This is a genomic window from Parasulfuritortus cantonensis, assembly GCF_004337445.1.
GTDB classification, from domain to species: Bacteria; Pseudomonadota; Gammaproteobacteria; order Burkholderiales; family Thiobacillaceae; genus Parasulfuritortus; species Parasulfuritortus cantonensis.
This window is the reverse complement of sequence record NZ_SJZB01000022.1, coordinates 53,585-70,191: the sequence shown is the minus strand read 5'-3', so window position 1 is coordinate 70,191 and position 16,607 is coordinate 53,585. Positions and strand designations below refer to the sequence as shown.

Sequence of the window (16,607 nt, the reverse complement as noted above, 5' to 3'; positions counted from 1 at the left end):
GGGGAGGGTGGTTCCATGAAACAGCGTTCGGTCATGGCCCAGTTTCATTTCCTGGCAGGCACCGCGAGGCGGCTGTTGCGCGGTTGCTGCGTCCTCCTCCTGGCGAGTGCCGCATTGCCGTTGCCCGGCCAGGCGGCAACGACGACCTGGCAGGACAAGGTGGCGGCGCGGGTCCAGGCCCAGGCGGCCCTCGAGCAACCGGTCGAGGCCCTGGTCCTGCTCGATGACAGCACGGAACGGGCCGCCCAGCAAAAGGCGGCGCCCCGGCCTTGGTATCGCCAGGCGAAGCCGGAGTACGTGCAACGCCTGGGCGATTGGAAACGGCGCCTCGACCTGCTCAAAGCGGGCATCGAGCAGGACGTCGCGGACCCCGATACGGAAGTGCTGCACGACTACGCCGTGCTCCCCGTGCTGCACGTGCGGGTGCGCTCGCAACGGGCGCTTGAACGGCTGGCCGGGAACGCCAAGGTGCTCGCCGTCGACGAGAACAAACGCAACGAGGCCTATCTGACCGAAAGCCTGCCCCTGATCCACCAGCCCGAGGCCTGGGCCGACGGTGCCGGCTATGGCGGCGCGGGCAGTTCCGTGGCCGTGCTCGATACCGGCGTCGACTACACCCGTGCCGCGTTCGGTACCTGTTCGGCGCCGGGCGCCCCGGCGGAGAGCTGCCGGGTCAGCTACGCGCACGACTTCGCGCCCTCCGACGGCGTCCTCGACGACGACGGCCACGGCACCAACGTGGCCGGTATCGTGCTCGGCGTCGCGCCGGTGGCCAACATCCTGGCCCTCGACGTCTTCCGGACCGACGGCTATGCCTATGACAGCGACATCCTCAGCGCCATCAACTGGTGCGTCACCAACAAGGCGACCTACCACATCGCCGCGATCAACATGAGCCTGGGCAGCGGCCGCTACTACAGCCCGGTGTCGCCGTCCGACGCCTGGGGCACGGCCATCCAGAGCGCGGTCGATGCCGGCATCGTGGTGGTCGCGGCGGCCGGCAACGACGGTTACACCAATTCGCTCGGCATGCCGGCGGCCTACGCCAACGTCGTGTCCGTCGGCGCCGTGTACGACTCGGCGCTCGGCGCCATGCACTGGGGCATCTGCAGCGATGCCACCACCGCCGCCGACAAGGTGACCTGCTGGTCGGACAGCGCCCCGTTCCTGACCATGCTGGCGCCCGGCTCGATCATCGATGCCGCCGACGTGTCCATGAGCGGGACGTCGCAGGCGACCCCCCACGTGGCCGGTGCCGCCGCCGTCCTGCGCTCGGTCTTTCCGGCCGACAGCGCCGATCAACTGGCCGTCCGCCTGCAGCAGGGCCAAGCCGTCACCGACCCGCGCAACAGCCTGGTCAAGCCGCGCCTGGACTTGACCACCGCGCTGGCGACTGCGGACAAGGCGATCCTGGTCAGCCATGCCAGTCCGGCCGAGGGCGGTTCGGTGTCGCCGGCTTCCGGGGTGTACCAGCCGGGTGCATCGGTCACGCTCAGCGCGGTTCCGAACAGTGGTTACGCCTTCGCCGGATGGAGCGGCGACTGCGGCGGCAGCGATCCGCAATGCATCCTGTCCATGGCGGCCAACAAGACGGTCTCGGCCTCGTTCGTCGCCGCCTCGACGGCGCTGACCAACGGCCAGTCGGTCACCAATCTCGCCGGTGCCTCGGCGAGCAGCGCCTACTTCTATATCGATGTCCCGAGTGGCGCGACCGGCCTCACCGTCACCATTTCCGGGGGCACCGGCGACGCGGATCTGTATGTGCGCGCCGGCAGCCTGCCGACCACGACCGCGTATGACTGCCGGCCATGGCTGACCGGCAACGCGGAAACCTGCACCTTCAGCAACCCGGTCGCGGGCCGCTACTACATCATGCTCTACGGCTACGCCTCGTACAGCGGTGTCACATTGAAGGCGGCGTACGCGGTGGGCAGCGGCCAGACGTTGCAGTTCGGAGCGCCGAGCTACAGCGTGACCGAGGGGACCAGCAAGATAACCATCCCGGTCCTGCGCGAGGGCGGGACCACCGGATCGGTGTCGGTCAAATATGCCACCGCGAACGGCACGGCCCTGGCCGGGAAGGACTATACGGCCAAGAGCGGCACCCTGAGCTTCGCGGCCGGTGTCAGCAAACAGAGCATCGCCATCAGCATCAGCAACGACAGCCAGTATGAAGCGACGGAATCCTTCCTGGTCAACCTGAGCAGTCCGGTCGGGGCGGCCTTGGGCAGCAACGCCAGTACCGAGGTGAGCATCCTCGACAACGACAAGAACCTCGCGTTCGAATCGGCGACGGCGTCGGTTTCGGAGGGCGACGGCGCCATCGTGCTGACGGTCCTGCGCCTGGGCGACGCGAACGCCTCGGCAAGCGTTTCGTTCGCCACCGCGAGCGGCACGGCGCGCTCGGGAATCGACTTCAAGGCGGTCAGCGGCAAACTCTACTGGGCCGCCGGGGACGCCACGCCGAAGACCATCACCGTCCCCGTGATCGACGACGCCCTGCAGGAAAGCAGTGAGACCTTCAAGGTCAGTCTCAGCTCGGCACGCGGGGCGACCCTGGCCGCCAACAAGACCGTCACGGTGACCATACTCGACAACGACTAGGCGCCCGCCCGCACCGGGGCGGGCGGTTACTTGGCCGGCTTGCGCTTCCGCGGTTTCTTCGCGATCCCGTCGCCGAGGCCACTGCCGAGGCTGGGCACGCCGTGCGCCTGCACGAGCAGAGACTCGCCGCTGGCATAGACCTCTTCCATTATTTCGATGAACCGGCGCGCCTGGGGCGAGAGGAAGCGGCCCTTGCGCAGTACCAGGCCGTAGCCGCGCTGGGGGAAGTACTTGGTCAGCGGGATGCGCATCAGCTTCTCTTCCCCGGTCAGGCAGATGTCGGTGACGATCGACACCCCCATGCCCAACTCGACGTACTTCTTGATCACCTCCCAGCCGCCAGCTTCCAGGGTGACCGAGAAGGTCAGGTTGTGCTGCTGGAAGACATACTTGACGATGCGCCAGGTCGACAGGTGCGACGGCGGCAGGATCAGCCCATAGTGGCTGACGTCCTCCAGGGTCACTTCCTCGCCGGCACGCGCCTTGTCGGCAAGCGGGTGGTCGACGGGAGTGATGAGCATCGGATCGAAGGTGACCACCGGGCGGTATTCGATGTCCTCCGGGACGTCCAGCATGGATCCGACCGCGAAGTCGATCTCGTCCGCCTTGAGCATCTTGAGGCCGTCGCGACCCGTGACGTTGTGCATCTTCAGCTGCACTTTCGGGTAGGCCTCGACGAACCGGCGCACCGGCTCCGGCATGATGTAGAGGATGGTCGATTCGCCTGCGCCGATGTTCAATTCGCCCGATTCCAGTTTTCCGAAATGGGCGGTGAAATTCTCTTGAAGCTTGTCTATACCGTCTACAAGAGGCTCCGCCAAGTGGTACAGGACGTCACCTTCGGGCGTCAACTTGAGATGCGGACCGCGCCGCTCGAACAGCGTCACCGCCAGTTCGCGCTCCAGCGCCTGGATCTGCAAAGACACCGAAGGCTGCGACAGGAACAACTTCTCGGCCGCCTTGGAAATGCTTCCGCACCGCACGACCTGATGAAAGGCCCGCAGCTGCTTGAGGCGGTTGTTCTTGTAGTACAGAGGGGAGTCCTCGGTCATGGCGCAATCCTGTCCATTGAAATCACCAATATTTGAGATTGAAATAATTGCCGTGTCAAATTATTAAAAATTTATAGACTCCGTCCAGAAATAATTAAGACCTAAATGTCTTTATTACCTGACTGAAATAGTCGGGATAGGAGCGAGGCGATGGATACGGTGCTAGGTGTGACGATGGCAGGGGGCTTTATGGCGGCTCTCGGGGCCGCTTTGGCGTGGCTGCTCGCTGTGGCGAGCAAGCGTCTGCATGTCTATGAAGACCCGCGTATTGAAGAGGTCGAATCGCTGTTGCCGAAGTCCAACTGCGGCGCCTGCGGGACGGCCGGCTGCCGGAACTTCGCGGAGGAGCTGGTCGCCGGACACACCGAGCCGGCCCGCTGCACGGTCAACAGTTCCGATATGAACGAATACATCGCCTCCGTCCTCGGCGTCGACATGGGTGACGTCGAGAAGCGGGTGGCGCGTCTGGCTTGTGCCGGCGGTCGCCACGTCGCCCGCATGCGGGCGCACTATGCCGGGCTCGGTTCCTGCCGCGCGGCGACCACGGTGGCCGGTGGCGGCAAGGCCTGCGACTGGGGCTGCCTGGGCCTGGGCGACTGCGAATCGGTGTGCGATTTCAACGCCATCAGCATGAATCAATATGGCCTGCCGGTAGTCGATCCCAGCAAGTGCACGGCCTGCGGCGACTGCGTCGAGATTTGCCCGAAGGGCCTGTTCTCGCTCGAGCCGGTGTCGCGAAAGCTTTGGGTTGCCTGCAAGAACCACGCCGACGGCGACACGGCCGCCCTGCAATGCGAGGTTTCCTGCACGGCGTGCGGCAAGTGTGTGGCCGATGCGGCCCCGGGGTTGATGCGGCTGAACAACAACCTGGCGGCCATCGATTACTCCAAGAATGCCTTGGCGACGTCCGATGTCATCGCGCGTTGCCCGACCGGTGCCATCGTCTGGATGGATAGCGGTCGGGCCACCCGGGGTGTCGCTGCGAAGAAGATTGTGCGTATTTCCGCTTTGCCGGTGGCAAGCGAAGTTTAAGTCTAGAGAGGGGCTGGATCCATGTTCAAGAAGCTATTCAATCCGAAGAACAACATGCAGGAAGCGACTGCTGCCGCCGGTACCAAGGCCGAGTTGGTGAAGTATCCCGGCGTTCGCGACGCCATCGACGGCAACACCGCCGTGATTCTGGTCGAGCGGGAGTCCACCGACGCCGCCGGCGCCTACCCCATCACCCCCTCCACCCAGATGGGCGAGTATTGGGCCGAGGCCGCCGCTGCCGGCCACGTCAACAGTGCCGGCCGGCCCCTGATCTTCGTCGAGCCGGAGTCCGAGCACGCCGCCGCCGGTGTCACCGCCGGCCTGTCCATGACCGGCATGCGCGCGGTCAATTTCACCTCCGCCCAGGGCGCTGCCTTCATGCACGAGTCGCTCTACGGCGCGGTCGGCAAGCGTCTTCCCTACGTCCTGAACATGGGTTGCCGCGCCATCACCAAGGCTACCCTGAACGTCCACTGCGGCCACGATGACTACCACTGCGTCGACGACACCGGCTTCATCCAGGTCTTCGCCCGCAATGCCCAGGCCGCCGCGGACATGAACATGATCGCCCGCAAGACCGCCGAGCTGTCGCTGACCCCGGCTGTCGTCGCCATGGACGGCTTCCTCACCACCCACCTGATCGAGCCGGTGCTGGTGCCCGAGAAGCAACTGGTGGCGGAGTTCCTCGGCAAGGCCGACGACATCATCGACACCCCGACCCCGGCCCAGCGCCTGATCTACGGTCCCAAGCGCCGCCGTGTGCCCGCGCTCTGGGACGTCGACGCCCCGGTCGCCTCCGGCGGTGTCGCCAACCAGGACGGCTACATGCAGTCCGTCGCCGCCCAGCGGCCGTATTTCTTCCAGCACATCCCGGCCCTGGCCGAGCAGTGCATGGCCGAGTTCACCCAGCTGACCGGCCGCCGCTATGGCCGCATCGACACCTATCGTTGCGAGGATGCCGACTACGTCATCCTGGGTCAGGGTTCCATGGTGGTGCAGGCCGAGGCCGTCGCCGACTGGCTGCGCAACGAGAAGAAGATCAAGGTGGGCGTGGTCCACATGACCATGTTCCGTCCCTTCCCGGGCGACCTGCTCGGGCACGTCCTGAAGGGCAAGAAGGGTGTCGCCGTGCTCGAGCGCACCGACCAGCCCATGTCCGAGGACCTGCCGTTGATGCGCGAAGTGCGCGCCACGGTCGCCAAGTGCCTGGAGAACGGTGCCGCCGAGGGCGACAAGCCGTACGACAATTACGCCTCCTTTGCCGGTGCCAAGGACATGCCGCGCCTGTACTCCGGCTGCTACGGCCTCGGTTCCCGCGACCTGCAGCCGGAAGCGCTGGTGGCCGCGGTCGAGAACATGCTGCCGGGCGGCAGCCAACGCAAGTTCTACTACCTGTCCGTCGACTTCGTGCGCGACGAGGCGGCCACGCCCGCCCAGGAAGTCTGGATGCAGGAGCTCAAGGCCGCCTACCCGCGCATCAAGGAAATGGCCCTGCGCGGTTCCGTCAACCCCAACCTGATGCCCAAGGGCGCCATCGCCGTGCGCATGCACTCGGTCGGCGGCTGGGGCGCCGTGACCACCGGCAAGAACCTGGCCATGACCCTGTTCGAGCTGCTCGGCTGGGACATCAAGGCCAACCCGAAGTACGGTTCCGAGAAGAAGGGCCAGCCGACCACCTACTACCTGTCGGCCGCCCCGGAACCGATCCGCGTCAACTGCGAATACAGCATTGTCGACGTCGTCCTGTCGCCCGACCCGCAGGTCTTCCTGCACACCAACGCGGTGGCCGGCCTGTCCAAGGGCGGCGTGTTCATCATCCAGAGCAACCTGGATTCCGCCGAGGCTGTCTGGGCGAGCTTCCCGGTCCATGTCCAGAAGACCATCGTCGACCAGGGCATCAAGGTCTACTACCTGGACGCCTTCCAGGTCGCCCGTGAAGAAGCCTCCAACCCCGACCTGCAACTGCGTATGCAGGGCAACGTGTTCCAGGGCGCCTTCTTCCGTGCCTCGGACATCAAGGACCGTGCCGGCCTGACCGAGGAGACCCTGTTCAAGGCGATCGAGAACCAGCTCAACGACAAGTTCGGCAAGAAGGGCAAGCGCGTCGTCGAGGACAACCTGCGCGTGGTCAAGCGCGGCTACGAGGAACTCAAGGAACTGCCCGCCGAGGTCATGCAGGTGGGTGCCCGCCAGGCCGCTCTGAAGAGCGAGATCGCCATCCCGATGATGCTCAAGGAGCAGCCGGAAGGTGACGGCAGCGCCGCCGACATCCACCGCTTCTGGCAGGCCACCGGCAGCTTCTACGCCACCGGCAAGGGCTCCGACAACCTGGTCGATCCGTTCATGGGCATGGCCGTGATCCCGGCCGTCACCGGCGTGTTCCGCGACATGACCCAGATTCGCTTCGAACATCCGGAGTGGATCGCCGAGAACTGCACCGCCTGCGGCAACTGCTACACGCAGTGCCCGGACTCCGCCATCCCCGGCTTGGTGACCGACGTCGCCGAGGTGCTCAATACCGCGATCACCGACATCGAAATGGGCGGCCGCCCGACCCGCTTCCTGCGCAAGGCCAGCCGGACCATCGAGAAGAAGCTGCGCGGCATGCTCGACAAGGACGGCCTGGACGTCCGCGCGCTGTTCGAAAAGGCCATCGACAACACCCTGGCCGAGGATCCCGCCCAGGGCGAGGAACGCGAGCGCCTGGCGGCCGAGTTCGACCTCCTGCGGAGCGGCATCGGCGGCTTCAAGTTCGCCACCACCAAGCCCTACTGGACCAACCGCGAGAAGAAGGGCGCCGGCAGCGGCGGCCTGTTCTCCATCACGGTCAACCCGTACACCTGCAAGGGTTGCGCGATCTGCGTCGACGTCTGCGACGACGATGCCCTGAAGATGGTCACCCAGACCTCGGAATCCATCGACGGCCTGCGCAAGGACTGGAAGTTCTGGCTCGACCTGCCCACCACGCCGCAGAAGTACAGCCGCATCGACAGCCTGGACGAGAAGATCGGCGCCCTGGAAACCCTGCTGCTGGACAAGAAGAACTACGGTTCCATGGCCTGCGGCGACGGCGCCTGCCTGGGTTGCGGCGAGAAGACCGCCATCCACCTGTTCACCGCCACGGTGACCGCCCTGATGCAGCCGCGTGTCGAGCAGTTCGTCGCCAAGATCGACGGCCTGATCATGGGCTTGGAGAAGCACATCCGCATGAAGCTGACCGAGTCGGTCGACTTCACCGACAGCAAGGCCGTCAAGGCCGCGGTCGAGGCGGCCAAGGGCCAGGACCTGACCCTGGCCAACCTGTCCGGTCGCCTCATGGAGAACAAGGCCGGCCAGCCCATCGATCCGCAGTGGCTGCAGTGGGCCACCCAGCTCCTGGAAAAGCTGAAGGACCTGCGCTGGCGCTATGTCGAGGGCCCGACCAAGCGCGGCCGCGCCGAGATGGGTATCGCCAACTCCACCGGTTGCACCTCGGTGTGGGCGTCCACCTATCCCTACAACCCGTATCCGTTCCCGTTCACCTCGCACCTGTTCCAGGATTCCCCGTCCGTGGCCCTGGGCCTGTTCGAGGGCCACATGGTCAAGATGGCGGAAGGCTTCAAGGCCGTGCGCATGGCGGAGATCGAACTGAACGGCGGCTACAACCCGCTCGAGCATGATGCCTTCTTCACCCACTTCACCTGGGAAGGCTTCAGCGACGAGGAATTCAAGCTTTGCCCGCCGGTCGTGGCCGTGGGCGGTGACGGCGCCATGTACGACATCGGCTTCCAGAACCTGTCGCGTGCCCTGATGACCGGCAAGCCGGTGAAGATCATGGTGGTCGACACCCAGGTCTACTCCAACACCGGCGGCCAGGCCTGCACCTCCACCTTCGTCGGCCAGGTCGCCGACATGTCGCCCTACGGCAAGGCGATCAAGGGCAAGCAGGAAGTGCGCAAGGAGATCAGCGTCATCGGCATGGCGCACCGCACCAGCTACATCCTGCAGAGCGCGATCTCCAGCCCGACCCACCTGATCGAAGGCTACATCGAGGGCCTGAACAGCTCGCGTCCTGCGATGTTCAACATCTACGCCGTCTGCCCGGTCGAGCACGGTGTCGGCGACGACCGCGCCACCGAGCAGTCCAAGCTGGCCGTGGAATCGCGCGCCTACCCGCTGTTCAAGTACGACCCCGACCTCGGCACCACCTTCAGCGAGTGCGTGTCCCTGGAAGGCAACCCGGCCATGGACACCGACTGGCCCGAGTACACCCTGGTCTACAAGGACGCCGAAGGCAATGAGCAGAAGATGGTCCTGCCCTTCACCTTCGCCGACTTCGCCCTGACCGAAGGCCGCTTCGCCAAGCAGTTCAAGAAGGCGCCCCAGGAGACCTGGAACGCCGACATGGTCCTGCTGTCCGACTTCCTGGCCATGGCCGAGGACGACCGCGAAGGCAAGTTCCCGTACATCTGGGCGGTCGACAAGAAGAACCGTCTGATGCGCGTCCTGGTGTCCCAGGAGTTGGTCAAGTCGTGCGAGGAGCGGCAGGCCTTCTGGCAGCAGTTGAAGGATCTGGCCGGTCTGAACCGCGAGGCGGTGGACGAACAGGCGATCGCCGACAAGGCCCGCGCCGAACTGGTCCAGAAGCTGTCCGCGAGCCTGGCCGCCTTCGGTGGCGGCGTGGCCATGGACACGGTTGCCGCCCCCGCGGCCGCCGCTGCGGCGGCCCCGGCCAAGCCGGCCGCCACGGCCGACGGCTACGAGGCGGTGTGGATCGACAGCCCGGAATGCACGGCCTGCGACGAATGTACCAACCTGGCACCGAAGGCCTTCCAGTACAACGACCAGAAGCAGGCCGTTGTGCTCAACGCCCAGGGCACCACCTACGCCAACCTGGTGAAGGCGGCCGAGAAGTGCACGGCGAGCTGCATCCATCCGGGCACGCCGTGGAACATGAGCGAACCGGGCATCGACAAGCTGATCGCCCGCGCCGCGAAGTTCAACTGATCGAACGTGTGAAACCTGGAACTTGAAAAGTGAATGAGGTCGCCGCAGGGGTTTTCGATACGCCCGGACCCGTGCGGCGCTCCCTTCACGTTTCACCGTTCGCGGAACTGAAGATGAGCCTTCTTTCTATCTTTAGGCGCAAGACTTTCGCCCGTGGGGTACACCCCGCGAGCAACAAGAGCACTGCTGGCACGCCGCTCCGTCGGTTGCCGTTTGCGCCGCGCATGATCCTCCCCCTCGCGCAGCACATCGGCAAGCCGGCGGTGCCCATCGTCGCGGTGGGCCAGGAGGTCGTTCGCGGACAACTCATCGCGCGCGCCGAGGGGTTCCTCTCGGTGCCCATCCATGCCCCCGTGGACGGCGTGGTGGAGGCCATCGAGCTGCGGCCGTCGGCACGCGGTCCGTGGACCGAAAGCATCGTCATCCGCACCTACGAGGCGTCGACCCAGGAGGTACGCTGGGGTACGCCGCGCGACATGGACGCCCTGTCGGCCCAGGAGATCATCCAGGCCGTCCAGGACTCCGGCATGGTCGGCCTGGGCGGCGCCGCCTTCCCCAGCCACGCCAAGCTGACGGTGCCCAAGGGACGCAAGATCCACACCCTGGTGGTGAACGGCTGCGAATGCGAGCCCTACCTCACCTGCGACCACCGGGTCATGCTCGAGCGCACCGACGACCTCATGCTGGGCATCCGCTACGCCATGCGCGCGGTCGGCGCCGAGAAGGCCGTGATCGGTATCGAGGACAACAAGCCGGACGCCGTCGAGGCGGTCCGCGCCGCGCTGCCCGCCGACGGCAGCATCGCCGTCGCGGCGGTGGAAACGAAATATCCCCAGGGTGCGGAGAAGATGCTCATCAAGTCCGCTCTGGGCCTGGAAGTCCCGGCCGGTGGCCTGCCCTCCGAAGTCGGCGTAGTGGTCAACAACGTCGGTACGTTGGCCTTGTTGGGCAGGCTCCTCCCCCTCGGCCAGGGACTTACCGAACGCGCGGTCACGCTGACCGGGCCCGGCATCAAACGGCCGGGCGACTACTGGGTGCCCATCGGCACCCCGTTGCGCCACGTGCTCGAATGGGCCGGTGCCGAAGACGTCAGCGAACGCGAGATCATCCTCGGCGGGCCCATGATGGGCCAGGCCATCGCCTCGCTGGACGTCCCGATCACCAAGGGCGTTTCCGGCATCCTGGTGTTCGATCGTCGCGCCGTGAAGGCGGAGAGCGACCGCAGCAGCTATGCCTGCATCAAGTGCGGCGAATGCGTGCAGGCCTGTCCGATGGGCCTGAACCCGTCCATGCTCGGCCTCCTGGCCGGCAGTTCCGAATACGAACTGATGGGCAGCCGTTACCATCTGGGCGACTGCTTCGAATGCGGTTGCTGCACCTACGTGTGCCCGTCCAACATCCCCCTGGTACAGCAATTCCGTGCCGCCAAGAGCGTCCTGCGCCAGCGTGCCGAGATCGCCAAGGCCAAGATCGAGATCCACGAAAGCGGCGAGCGTTTCGACTTCGGCCATGCCGAAGGCGAAGAACGCAAGACCGGCGGCCGGCGTCACCCGGTCCCCGAGACCAAGGGCTAGGTTCCAACCCCACTTCCCCGTCCATCATGAAAAGCGAAATCACCCGCGAGTTCATCGCCGACGTCCTGGCCGAGTCCGTGCTCGACCCGCGTACGCGCGCCCTCTACGAGTTGTGCTTCATGCACCGGACCCACTTCCAGGACGAGATCGTCGCCGACAAGCTGCGCATGATCGTGCGCGTCTGCGCCGAGCGCGGCGTCGAGGTGCCCGGTTTCTCGCCGGAGTTCGCCGCCCACCGCCTGGGCCAGTCCGGCGTCGACCGCTGGTTCGCCGGCATCGCCACCGCCGAGCGGATCGATCCCGCGCTCATGTTCGAGATGCACAAGCGGGTCATGGACGTGTTCGCGGACATGCCCGCCGACCAGGCCCGCTCGGTCGCCTCGAAGTACCTGCACTTCCATTTCCCCGAGTTGTACTTCATCTACGACGGCCGGGTGGCCGCCGCCGCCTATGCGCTCGGTTCCGGCGACTGCGGCTATCTGGCGCGCAGCGAGCACGATCCCGAATATGGCCGTTTCTTCTCCTGCTGTCGTAAACTCGTCGAACGTCTGGCCGAGCCGGCCGGCCGCCGCCTGACGCCGCGCGAACTGGACCGGGTCCTGCGGGCCTGGATCGCGCACGACGAAGCCGGCCTGCCGACGCCATCGCCGCGTACCCAACAATCCGTCGCCTACGCCTGACACAACATGATTGGCAAACCCTCCCGCATTGAATTGCGTGCCGCGCCGCACGTCCGGCGCCCGGTCGGCGTCGAGAAGATCATGCTGCACGTGGTGCTGGCATTGCTTCCCATCGCCGCCTTCTCGGTCTGGCAGTACGGCCTCTCGGCCCTGGCCCTGATGGCCACCGTCACCCTGGCCTGTCTGCTCACCGAACGGGCGGTCAACCGCCTGTCCGGCACCGCCAGCACCCTGTCGGACTGGAGCGCCACCATCACCGGGCTGCTTCTGGCGCTCACCCTGCCGCCGTCCTTCCCGCTCTGGATGGGTGCGGTCGCCGGCATCGCGGCCATCGCCCTTGGCAAGGCCCTATTCGGCGGCCTCGGCCACAACGTGTTCAACCCGGCCCTGGTCGGGCGCGCCTTCGTCCAGGCCGCCTTCCCGGTCTCCATCACCACCTGGGTGCCGGCCTACGCCCCGGGACGTTTCACCAGCTTCATCCCGACCACGTTCACCCTGCCCCTGATGACCCCGCCGGACATCTCGGCCTGGGCCAAGGCGGCGGTCGACGGCTTTACCGGCGCCACGCCGATGGCGCGCTGGAAATTCGAGAACGTGCTCGCCGCGCCGAGCGATTTCCTGACCGGCGCGGTGACCGCCTCGGCCGGTGAGACCTCGGCGCTCCTGATCCTGGTCTGCGGCCTGTACCTCGCCGCGCGCAAGTTCATGGACTGGCGCATCCCGGTGGCCGTCCTGGGCGCCGCCGCGCTGACCGCCTGGGCCTTCCACCTGTTCGGCCCGCAGCGCTACCCCGACCCGTTCTTCGTGCTCCTGTCCGGCGGTCTCATGCTGGGCGCGGTCTTCATGGCCACCGACATGGCCACCTCGCCGGTGACGCCCAAGGGGGTGTGGATATACGGGGGCCTGATCGGCGTGGTCACGGTGATGATCCGCTATTTCGGCGGCCTCACCGAAGGGTCATGTACGCCATCCTGATCGGCAACGCCCTGGCGCCGCTGATCGACCAGTACACCCAGCCCAAGGTATTCGGCGCACGGAGGGACCAGGCATGAACGACGCCACTGCCATGGCCGTCACTCCCGGCCGCGTGATGATCGCCACCCTCGGCCTGGTGGCCACCCTGTGCGGGGTGCTCATCGTGTCCACCTACCACGGCACCCTGAACGCGGTGACCGCGAACAAGCGCATCGCCCTCGAGCGGGCCGTGTTCAAGGTGGTGCCGGGCGCCGCCAGCATGAAGGAATTCGTCGCCACCGCGGACGGCATCGCCCCGGCCGGGCCGCAGACGCCGACCGGCGCGGTCGAGTTCTATGCCGCCTATGACCAGGCCGGCGCCCTCAAGGGCATTGCCGCCGAAGGCGCCGCCACCGGCTACGCCGACGTCGTGCGGGTGCTCTACGCCTATGACCCGGCCACGCAGGCGATCTCGGGGCTGGGCGTGGTGTCCATGCGCGAGACCCCGGGTATCGGCGACAAGATCTACACCGACCAGGCCTTCCTGGCCAACTTCCAGGCCCTGGACGTGCGCCTGAGCGCCGACGGCAAGGCCCTGGCCAACGCGATCAAGGTGGTCAAGCACGGTACCAAGCGCAATCCCTGGGAGATCGACGCCATCTCCGGCGCCACCGTGACCTCCAAGGCGGTCGGCAAGGGCATCAATGAGAGCGCCCAGCGGCTGCTGCCGCGCCTGGCGCCCAATCTGGACAAGCTGAGGGGCAACTGATGGCCATCCCTGGACAAAAGCAGCTCACCCACATGGAAGAGTTCATGGAGGGTATCTGGAAGCAGAACCCGGTATTCGTCATGGTCCTGGGCATGTGCCCGGTCCTGGCGGTGTCGGTTTCCGCAGTCAATGCCCTGTCCATGGGCGTCGCCACGACCTTCGTGCTGGTCTGCTCGACCCTGCTGGTGTCGCTGATCCGCAAGGTGGTGCCCAAGGAGGTGCGCATCGCCACCTACATCGTCATCATCGCCACCTTCGTGACCATCGTCGACTACCTGATCCAGGCCATCAGCCTCAAGCTGTACGACGCCCTCGGCGCCTTCATCCAGCTCATCGTGGTGAACTGCATCATCCTCGGCCGCGCCGAGGCGCACGCTTCCAAGAACCCGCCCCTGCGTACCGTGGTCAACGCCATGGGCATGGGCCTGGGGTTCACCATCGGCCTGTTCGCGCTCGGTTCGGTGCGCGAGATACTCGGGGCGGGCAAGCTGTTCGGCGTCTCGCTGTTCGGCCCCGACTTCCAGCCCTGGGTGGTCATGGTCCTGCCGCCGGGCGGCTTCTTCGTCCTCGGCACCTGGCTGCTCCTGTTCAACTGGCTGAAGCAGCGCAAGCCGGCCGCGGCCCAACCGGTGGAGGCACACGTCCATGGGTGACATTTCCGTAGGCCAAATCTTTCTCGCGGCCGTACTCTCGAACAACTTCGTCCTGGCGATGTTCCTCGGCCTGTGCCCGTTCCTGGGCGTCTCCGGCCAGTTGAAGACCGCCGCCCCCATGGGTGCCGCCACCACCTTCGTGATGCTGGTCGCCAGCCTGTGCGCCTACGGGCTGAACTGGCTGGTCGTGCATTTCGACCTCGAGTTCCTGCGCCTGATCTCCTACATCGTGGTGATCGCCTCCGCCGTGCAACTGGTCGAGATGGTGCTGAAGAAATACAGCCCGGCCCTGTTCCGCGCCCTGGGTATCTACCTGCCCCTGATCACCACCAACTGCGCCGTGCTCGGCGTCGCCCTGTTCCAGACCGCGCGCGAGTACAGCTTCGCCCAGTCCATCACCTTCGCGGCCGGTGCCGGTGCCGGCTTCACCCTGGCGCTGGTCCTGATGGCCGGCCTGCGCGAGCGCCTGCACCTGTCCAAGGTGCCCAACGTGGTCCAGGGTACGGCCCTCTCCCTGATGCTGGCCGGCATGCTGTCGCTGGCCTTCATGGGCTTCGCCGGCCTGGGCGCGGGGGAATGACGATGGCCACCTACCTGGTCACCATCGGCCTCATCCTCATCCTCATGCTCGCCTGGGTCGTCGTGCAGCAGTTCTACAAGCTATTCGCCCGCCGCCATCCCGAACTCGGGCCGTTCCGTTCCGACAACGGCGGCTGCGGCTGCTGCGGGGGCGGCGACAGCTGCGACAGCGGCAGCTGCCACAGCCACTGAGTCCGGCGCGGCCCGAGCCGCGCTACGGCCGGCTTCCGGTCGTAGCCTCGGCCGGACGTTGCCGCCCGGCTTACTTGCCCTTGGCCAGTTCGCTCAGGCCGATGCCGTCGACGGCGATCGGCGTCTTCGCCGCGAGGCCGTCCAGGTAGGACGCCTCGATCTCCTTGGCCCGGCGCAGGCGCAGGCTCTGGACGATCGCCGGCCGGACCTTGTCGAGGGGCAGCAGTTCGGGCGCCTTGGAGTCGGTCACGCGCAGGATGTGATAGCCGGCCGGCCCGAGCACGGGCTTGCCCACCTCGTTCTTCTTCAATGCCGCGACGGCGCCGGCGACCGCGGGCAGCATGTCCTTCTCGGCCAGCCAGCCCATGTCGCCACCCCGTGCCGCGCTGGCGGCGTGCTGCGAGGACTTGCGGGCGACGGCCGCGAAATCGGCGTTGCGGGCGCTCGCCTGGCGGTACAGGTCATCGGCCTTGGCCTTCGCCTTGGCGTCGGTGCCGGTGACGTAGATCTGGCTCACCTGGTAGCGCTTGGGCAGGGTGAAGGTGTCCTTGCTGGCATCGTAGGCCTGGCGGACCAGGCTGTCCGGCGGGTAGTCCGCGGGCGGCTTGGCGATGCTGCCGACGTAGGCGCCGACCAGCGCCTGCTCGGCCGCCTGGTCCATGCGTGCCGCGACCTCGGGCTTGCGGTCGAAGCCCTGCTTGCGCGCCTCGGCGGCGACGCTGCGGCGGACCAGTTCGGTGCGGATCAGGCGTTCCAGGATTTGCGGGTTGCGTTCCGACGCGGGCAGGCGGTCGGCCAGTTGGCGGGCGTCGCTGACCTTGAGGCTGACGTCGCCCATGCGGGCGATGACGTCGCTGTCGGCGGCGAGGGCAGGGGTGGCGGTGGCGGCGAAGGCCAGCAGGGCGAGCAGACGAAGGCGCATGGCGGTCCGTTGGGTTGGGAAAGCCGCATGATATTGCAAGGCCGTTACTCGTGCATGACCACGCTGCGCCGGCGACTGTTGCATATCCGCCGCATCGGGCCGGCACGTGTCGCTCGCGGCGGCCGTTGTCACGGCCGGTAAACGCGCCGGCCCTAGCCTGGCGGCTCACGATCTTGCGGAGGTGCCGACCATGTCAGAGACCATCTTTTACAAACCCGAGGAAGTCGACAGCAGCGCGCTGGGCGTCGAGGCGGCGTTCGTTCACCTGTACGTGATGCCGATCCCGGATGCCGGCGACCTGGACGCCTACGGCGACGACCAGGCCCTCCTGCCGCGCACGCGCCCCGGCGACGAGGGGGCGTGCGACTTCTTCTCGGTCGGGACCGCGTTCGACTGACCGCGGTCCGCGCCGATTTCAGGCGGACGGCTCGACGGCCGCCGCGCCACTTCTTATCATCACGCGGGCGGCGCCGGATCGGGCGTCGACGCAAGCCAAGAGTCAGGCCATGACCAGGGCGTGCCGGTCGCCACGGCAACGCTCACAAAGGGGGTTCCATGCACATTCGATACGGCCACGTGGCCCGGCCGGGCCGGGTCGGCACGGCGTCGG

At 66.6% G+C, this 16,607-nt stretch carries 14 protein-coding genes; 12 read left to right on the top strand and 2 right to left on the bottom strand.

Annotated features, from left to right (window positions below; genetic code table 11):
• Positions 1 to 15: 15 nt before the first annotated feature.
• Positions 16 to 2,604: a Calx-beta domain-containing protein gene (locus EZJ19_RS16580; RefSeq protein WP_165873488.1), complete on the top strand. Its 2,589-nt coding sequence runs from the start codon at positions 16 to 18 to the stop codon at positions 2,602 to 2,604.
• A 26-nt stretch (positions 2,605 to 2,630) separates the two neighbouring features.
• On the opposite strand, the gene EZJ19_RS06200 is transcribed toward EZJ19_RS16580, so the two are convergent.
• Positions 2,631 to 3,656, bottom strand: a complete 1,026-nt coding sequence (locus EZJ19_RS06200) for a LysR family transcriptional regulator (RefSeq protein WP_131445617.1) — start codon at positions 3,654 to 3,656, stop codon at positions 2,631 to 2,633.
• Positions 3,657 to 3,806: 150 nt separating this feature from the next.
• Here EZJ19_RS06200 and EZJ19_RS06195 point away from each other — a divergent pair, with 150 nt between their 5' ends.
• The 10 genes from EZJ19_RS06195 to EZJ19_RS06155 all read left to right on the top strand — a co-directional run bounded on the left by EZJ19_RS06195 (position 3,807) and on the right by EZJ19_RS06155 (position 15,075).
• On the top strand, positions 3,807 to 4,688 hold the full coding sequence (locus EZJ19_RS06195) for an RnfABCDGE type electron transport complex subunit B (RefSeq protein ID WP_206199338.1): 882 nt from the start codon (positions 3,807 to 3,809) through the stop codon (positions 4,686 to 4,688).
• Between the two features lie 21 nt (positions 4,689 to 4,709).
• Positions 4,710 to 9,674: a 2-oxoacid:acceptor oxidoreductase family protein gene (locus EZJ19_RS06190; protein ID WP_131445614.1), complete on the top strand. Its 4,965-nt coding sequence runs from the start codon at positions 4,710 to 4,712 to the stop codon at positions 9,672 to 9,674.
• A 113-nt stretch (positions 9,675 to 9,787) separates the two neighbouring features.
• Entirely contained in the window at positions 9,788 to 11,248 is a 1,461-nt protein-coding gene (gene rsxC / locus EZJ19_RS06185) for an electron transport complex subunit RsxC (RefSeq protein ID WP_131445612.1), read from the top strand.
• 26 nt (positions 11,249 to 11,274) lie between these two features.
• Positions 11,275 to 11,928, top strand: coding sequence for a hypothetical protein (locus EZJ19_RS06180; RefSeq protein WP_131445609.1), 654 nt, complete (start codon positions 11,275 to 11,277; stop codon positions 11,926 to 11,928).
• 6 nt (positions 11,929 to 11,934) lie between these two features.
• A complete protein-coding gene (locus EZJ19_RS06175) occupies positions 11,935 to 12,903 on the top strand; it encodes an RnfABCDGE type electron transport complex subunit D (protein WP_206199337.1) in 969 nt (322 codons plus the stop codon).
• The gene (locus tag EZJ19_RS16285; RefSeq protein ID WP_240754678.1) at positions 12,888 to 12,980 is read left to right on the top strand and encodes an RnfABCDGE type electron transport complex subunit D; all 93 of its coding nucleotides are present in this window, start codon (positions 12,888 to 12,890) and stop codon (positions 12,978 to 12,980) included. The genes EZJ19_RS06175 and EZJ19_RS16285 overlap by 16 nt, the downstream gene beginning before the upstream one ends.
• A complete protein-coding gene (locus EZJ19_RS06170; protein ID WP_206199336.1) occupies positions 12,977 to 13,651 on the top strand; it encodes an RnfABCDGE type electron transport complex subunit G in 675 nt (224 codons plus the stop codon). Before EZJ19_RS16285 ends, EZJ19_RS06170 begins: the two co-directional genes overlap by 4 nt.
• Positions 13,651 to 14,304: an electron transport complex subunit RsxE gene (rsxE, locus tag EZJ19_RS06165; RefSeq protein WP_131445606.1), complete on the top strand. Its 654-nt coding sequence runs from the start codon at positions 13,651 to 13,653 to the stop codon at positions 14,302 to 14,304. Before EZJ19_RS06170 ends, rsxE begins: the two co-directional genes overlap by 1 nt.
• Entirely contained in the window at positions 14,297 to 14,884 is a 588-nt protein-coding gene (locus EZJ19_RS06160; RefSeq protein ID WP_131445602.1) for an electron transport complex protein RnfA, read from the top strand. The genes rsxE and EZJ19_RS06160 overlap by 8 nt, the downstream gene beginning before the upstream one ends.
• Positions 14,881 to 15,075: a hypothetical protein gene (locus tag EZJ19_RS06155; RefSeq protein WP_206199335.1), complete on the top strand. Its 195-nt coding sequence runs from the start codon at positions 14,881 to 14,883 to the stop codon at positions 15,073 to 15,075. The genes EZJ19_RS06160 and EZJ19_RS06155 overlap by 4 nt, the downstream gene beginning before the upstream one ends.
• Before the next feature lie 70 nt (positions 15,076 to 15,145).
• Here EZJ19_RS06155 and EZJ19_RS06150 read toward each other — a convergent pair whose 3' ends face one another.
• The gene (locus EZJ19_RS06150) at positions 15,146 to 15,997 is read right to left on the bottom strand and encodes a peptidylprolyl isomerase (RefSeq protein ID WP_165873487.1); all 852 of its coding nucleotides are present in this window, start codon (positions 15,995 to 15,997) and stop codon (positions 15,146 to 15,148) included.
• A 190-nt stretch (positions 15,998 to 16,187) separates the two neighbouring features.
• On the opposite strand from EZJ19_RS06150, the gene EZJ19_RS06145 reads away from it, so the two are divergent.
• Positions 16,188 to 16,394, top strand: a complete 207-nt coding sequence (locus EZJ19_RS06145) for a hypothetical protein (protein WP_131445597.1) — start codon at positions 16,188 to 16,190, stop codon at positions 16,392 to 16,394.
• The last annotated feature ends 213 nt before the right edge of the window (positions 16,395 to 16,607 follow it).

Coding starts and splice junctions, on each gene's coding strand:
- rsxC (WP_131445612.1), top strand. CDS start 9,788: ATGAGCCTTCTTTCTATCTTTAGGCGCAAGACTTTCGCCCGTGGGGTA.
- EZJ19_RS06175 (WP_206199337.1), top strand. CDS start 11,935: ATGATTGGCAAACCCTCCCGCATTGAATTGCGTGCCGCGCCGCACGTC.
- EZJ19_RS06195 (WP_206199338.1), top strand. CDS start 3,807: ATGGATACGGTGCTAGGTGTGACGATGGCAGGGGGCTTTATGGCGGCT.
- EZJ19_RS06145 (WP_131445597.1), top strand. CDS start 16,188: ATGTCAGAGACCATCTTTTACAAACCCGAGGAAGTCGACAGCAGCGCG.
- rsxE (WP_131445606.1), top strand. CDS start 13,651: ATGGCCATCCCTGGACAAAAGCAGCTCACCCACATGGAAGAGTTCATG.
- EZJ19_RS06155 (WP_206199335.1), top strand. CDS start 14,881: ATGACGATGGCCACCTACCTGGTCACCATCGGCCTCATCCTCATCCTC.
- EZJ19_RS06180 (WP_131445609.1), top strand. CDS start 11,275: ATGAAAAGCGAAATCACCCGCGAGTTCATCGCCGACGTCCTGGCCGAG.
- EZJ19_RS06150 (WP_165873487.1), bottom strand. CDS start 15,997: ATGCGCCTTCGTCTGCTCGCCCTGCTGGCCTTCGCCGCCACCGCCACC.
- EZJ19_RS06190 (WP_131445614.1), top strand. CDS start 4,710: ATGTTCAAGAAGCTATTCAATCCGAAGAACAACATGCAGGAAGCGACT.
- EZJ19_RS16285 (WP_240754678.1), top strand. CDS start 12,888: ATGTACGCCATCCTGATCGGCAACGCCCTGGCGCCGCTGATCGACCAG.
- EZJ19_RS06200 (WP_131445617.1), bottom strand. CDS start 3,656: ATGACCGAGGACTCCCCTCTGTACTACAAGAACAACCGCCTCAAGCAG.
- EZJ19_RS06160 (WP_131445602.1), top strand. CDS start 14,297: ATGGGTGACATTTCCGTAGGCCAAATCTTTCTCGCGGCCGTACTCTCG.
- EZJ19_RS16580 (WP_165873488.1), top strand. CDS start 16: ATGAAACAGCGTTCGGTCATGGCCCAGTTTCATTTCCTGGCAGGCACC.
- EZJ19_RS06170 (WP_206199336.1), top strand. CDS start 12,977: ATGAACGACGCCACTGCCATGGCCGTCACTCCCGGCCGCGTGATGATC.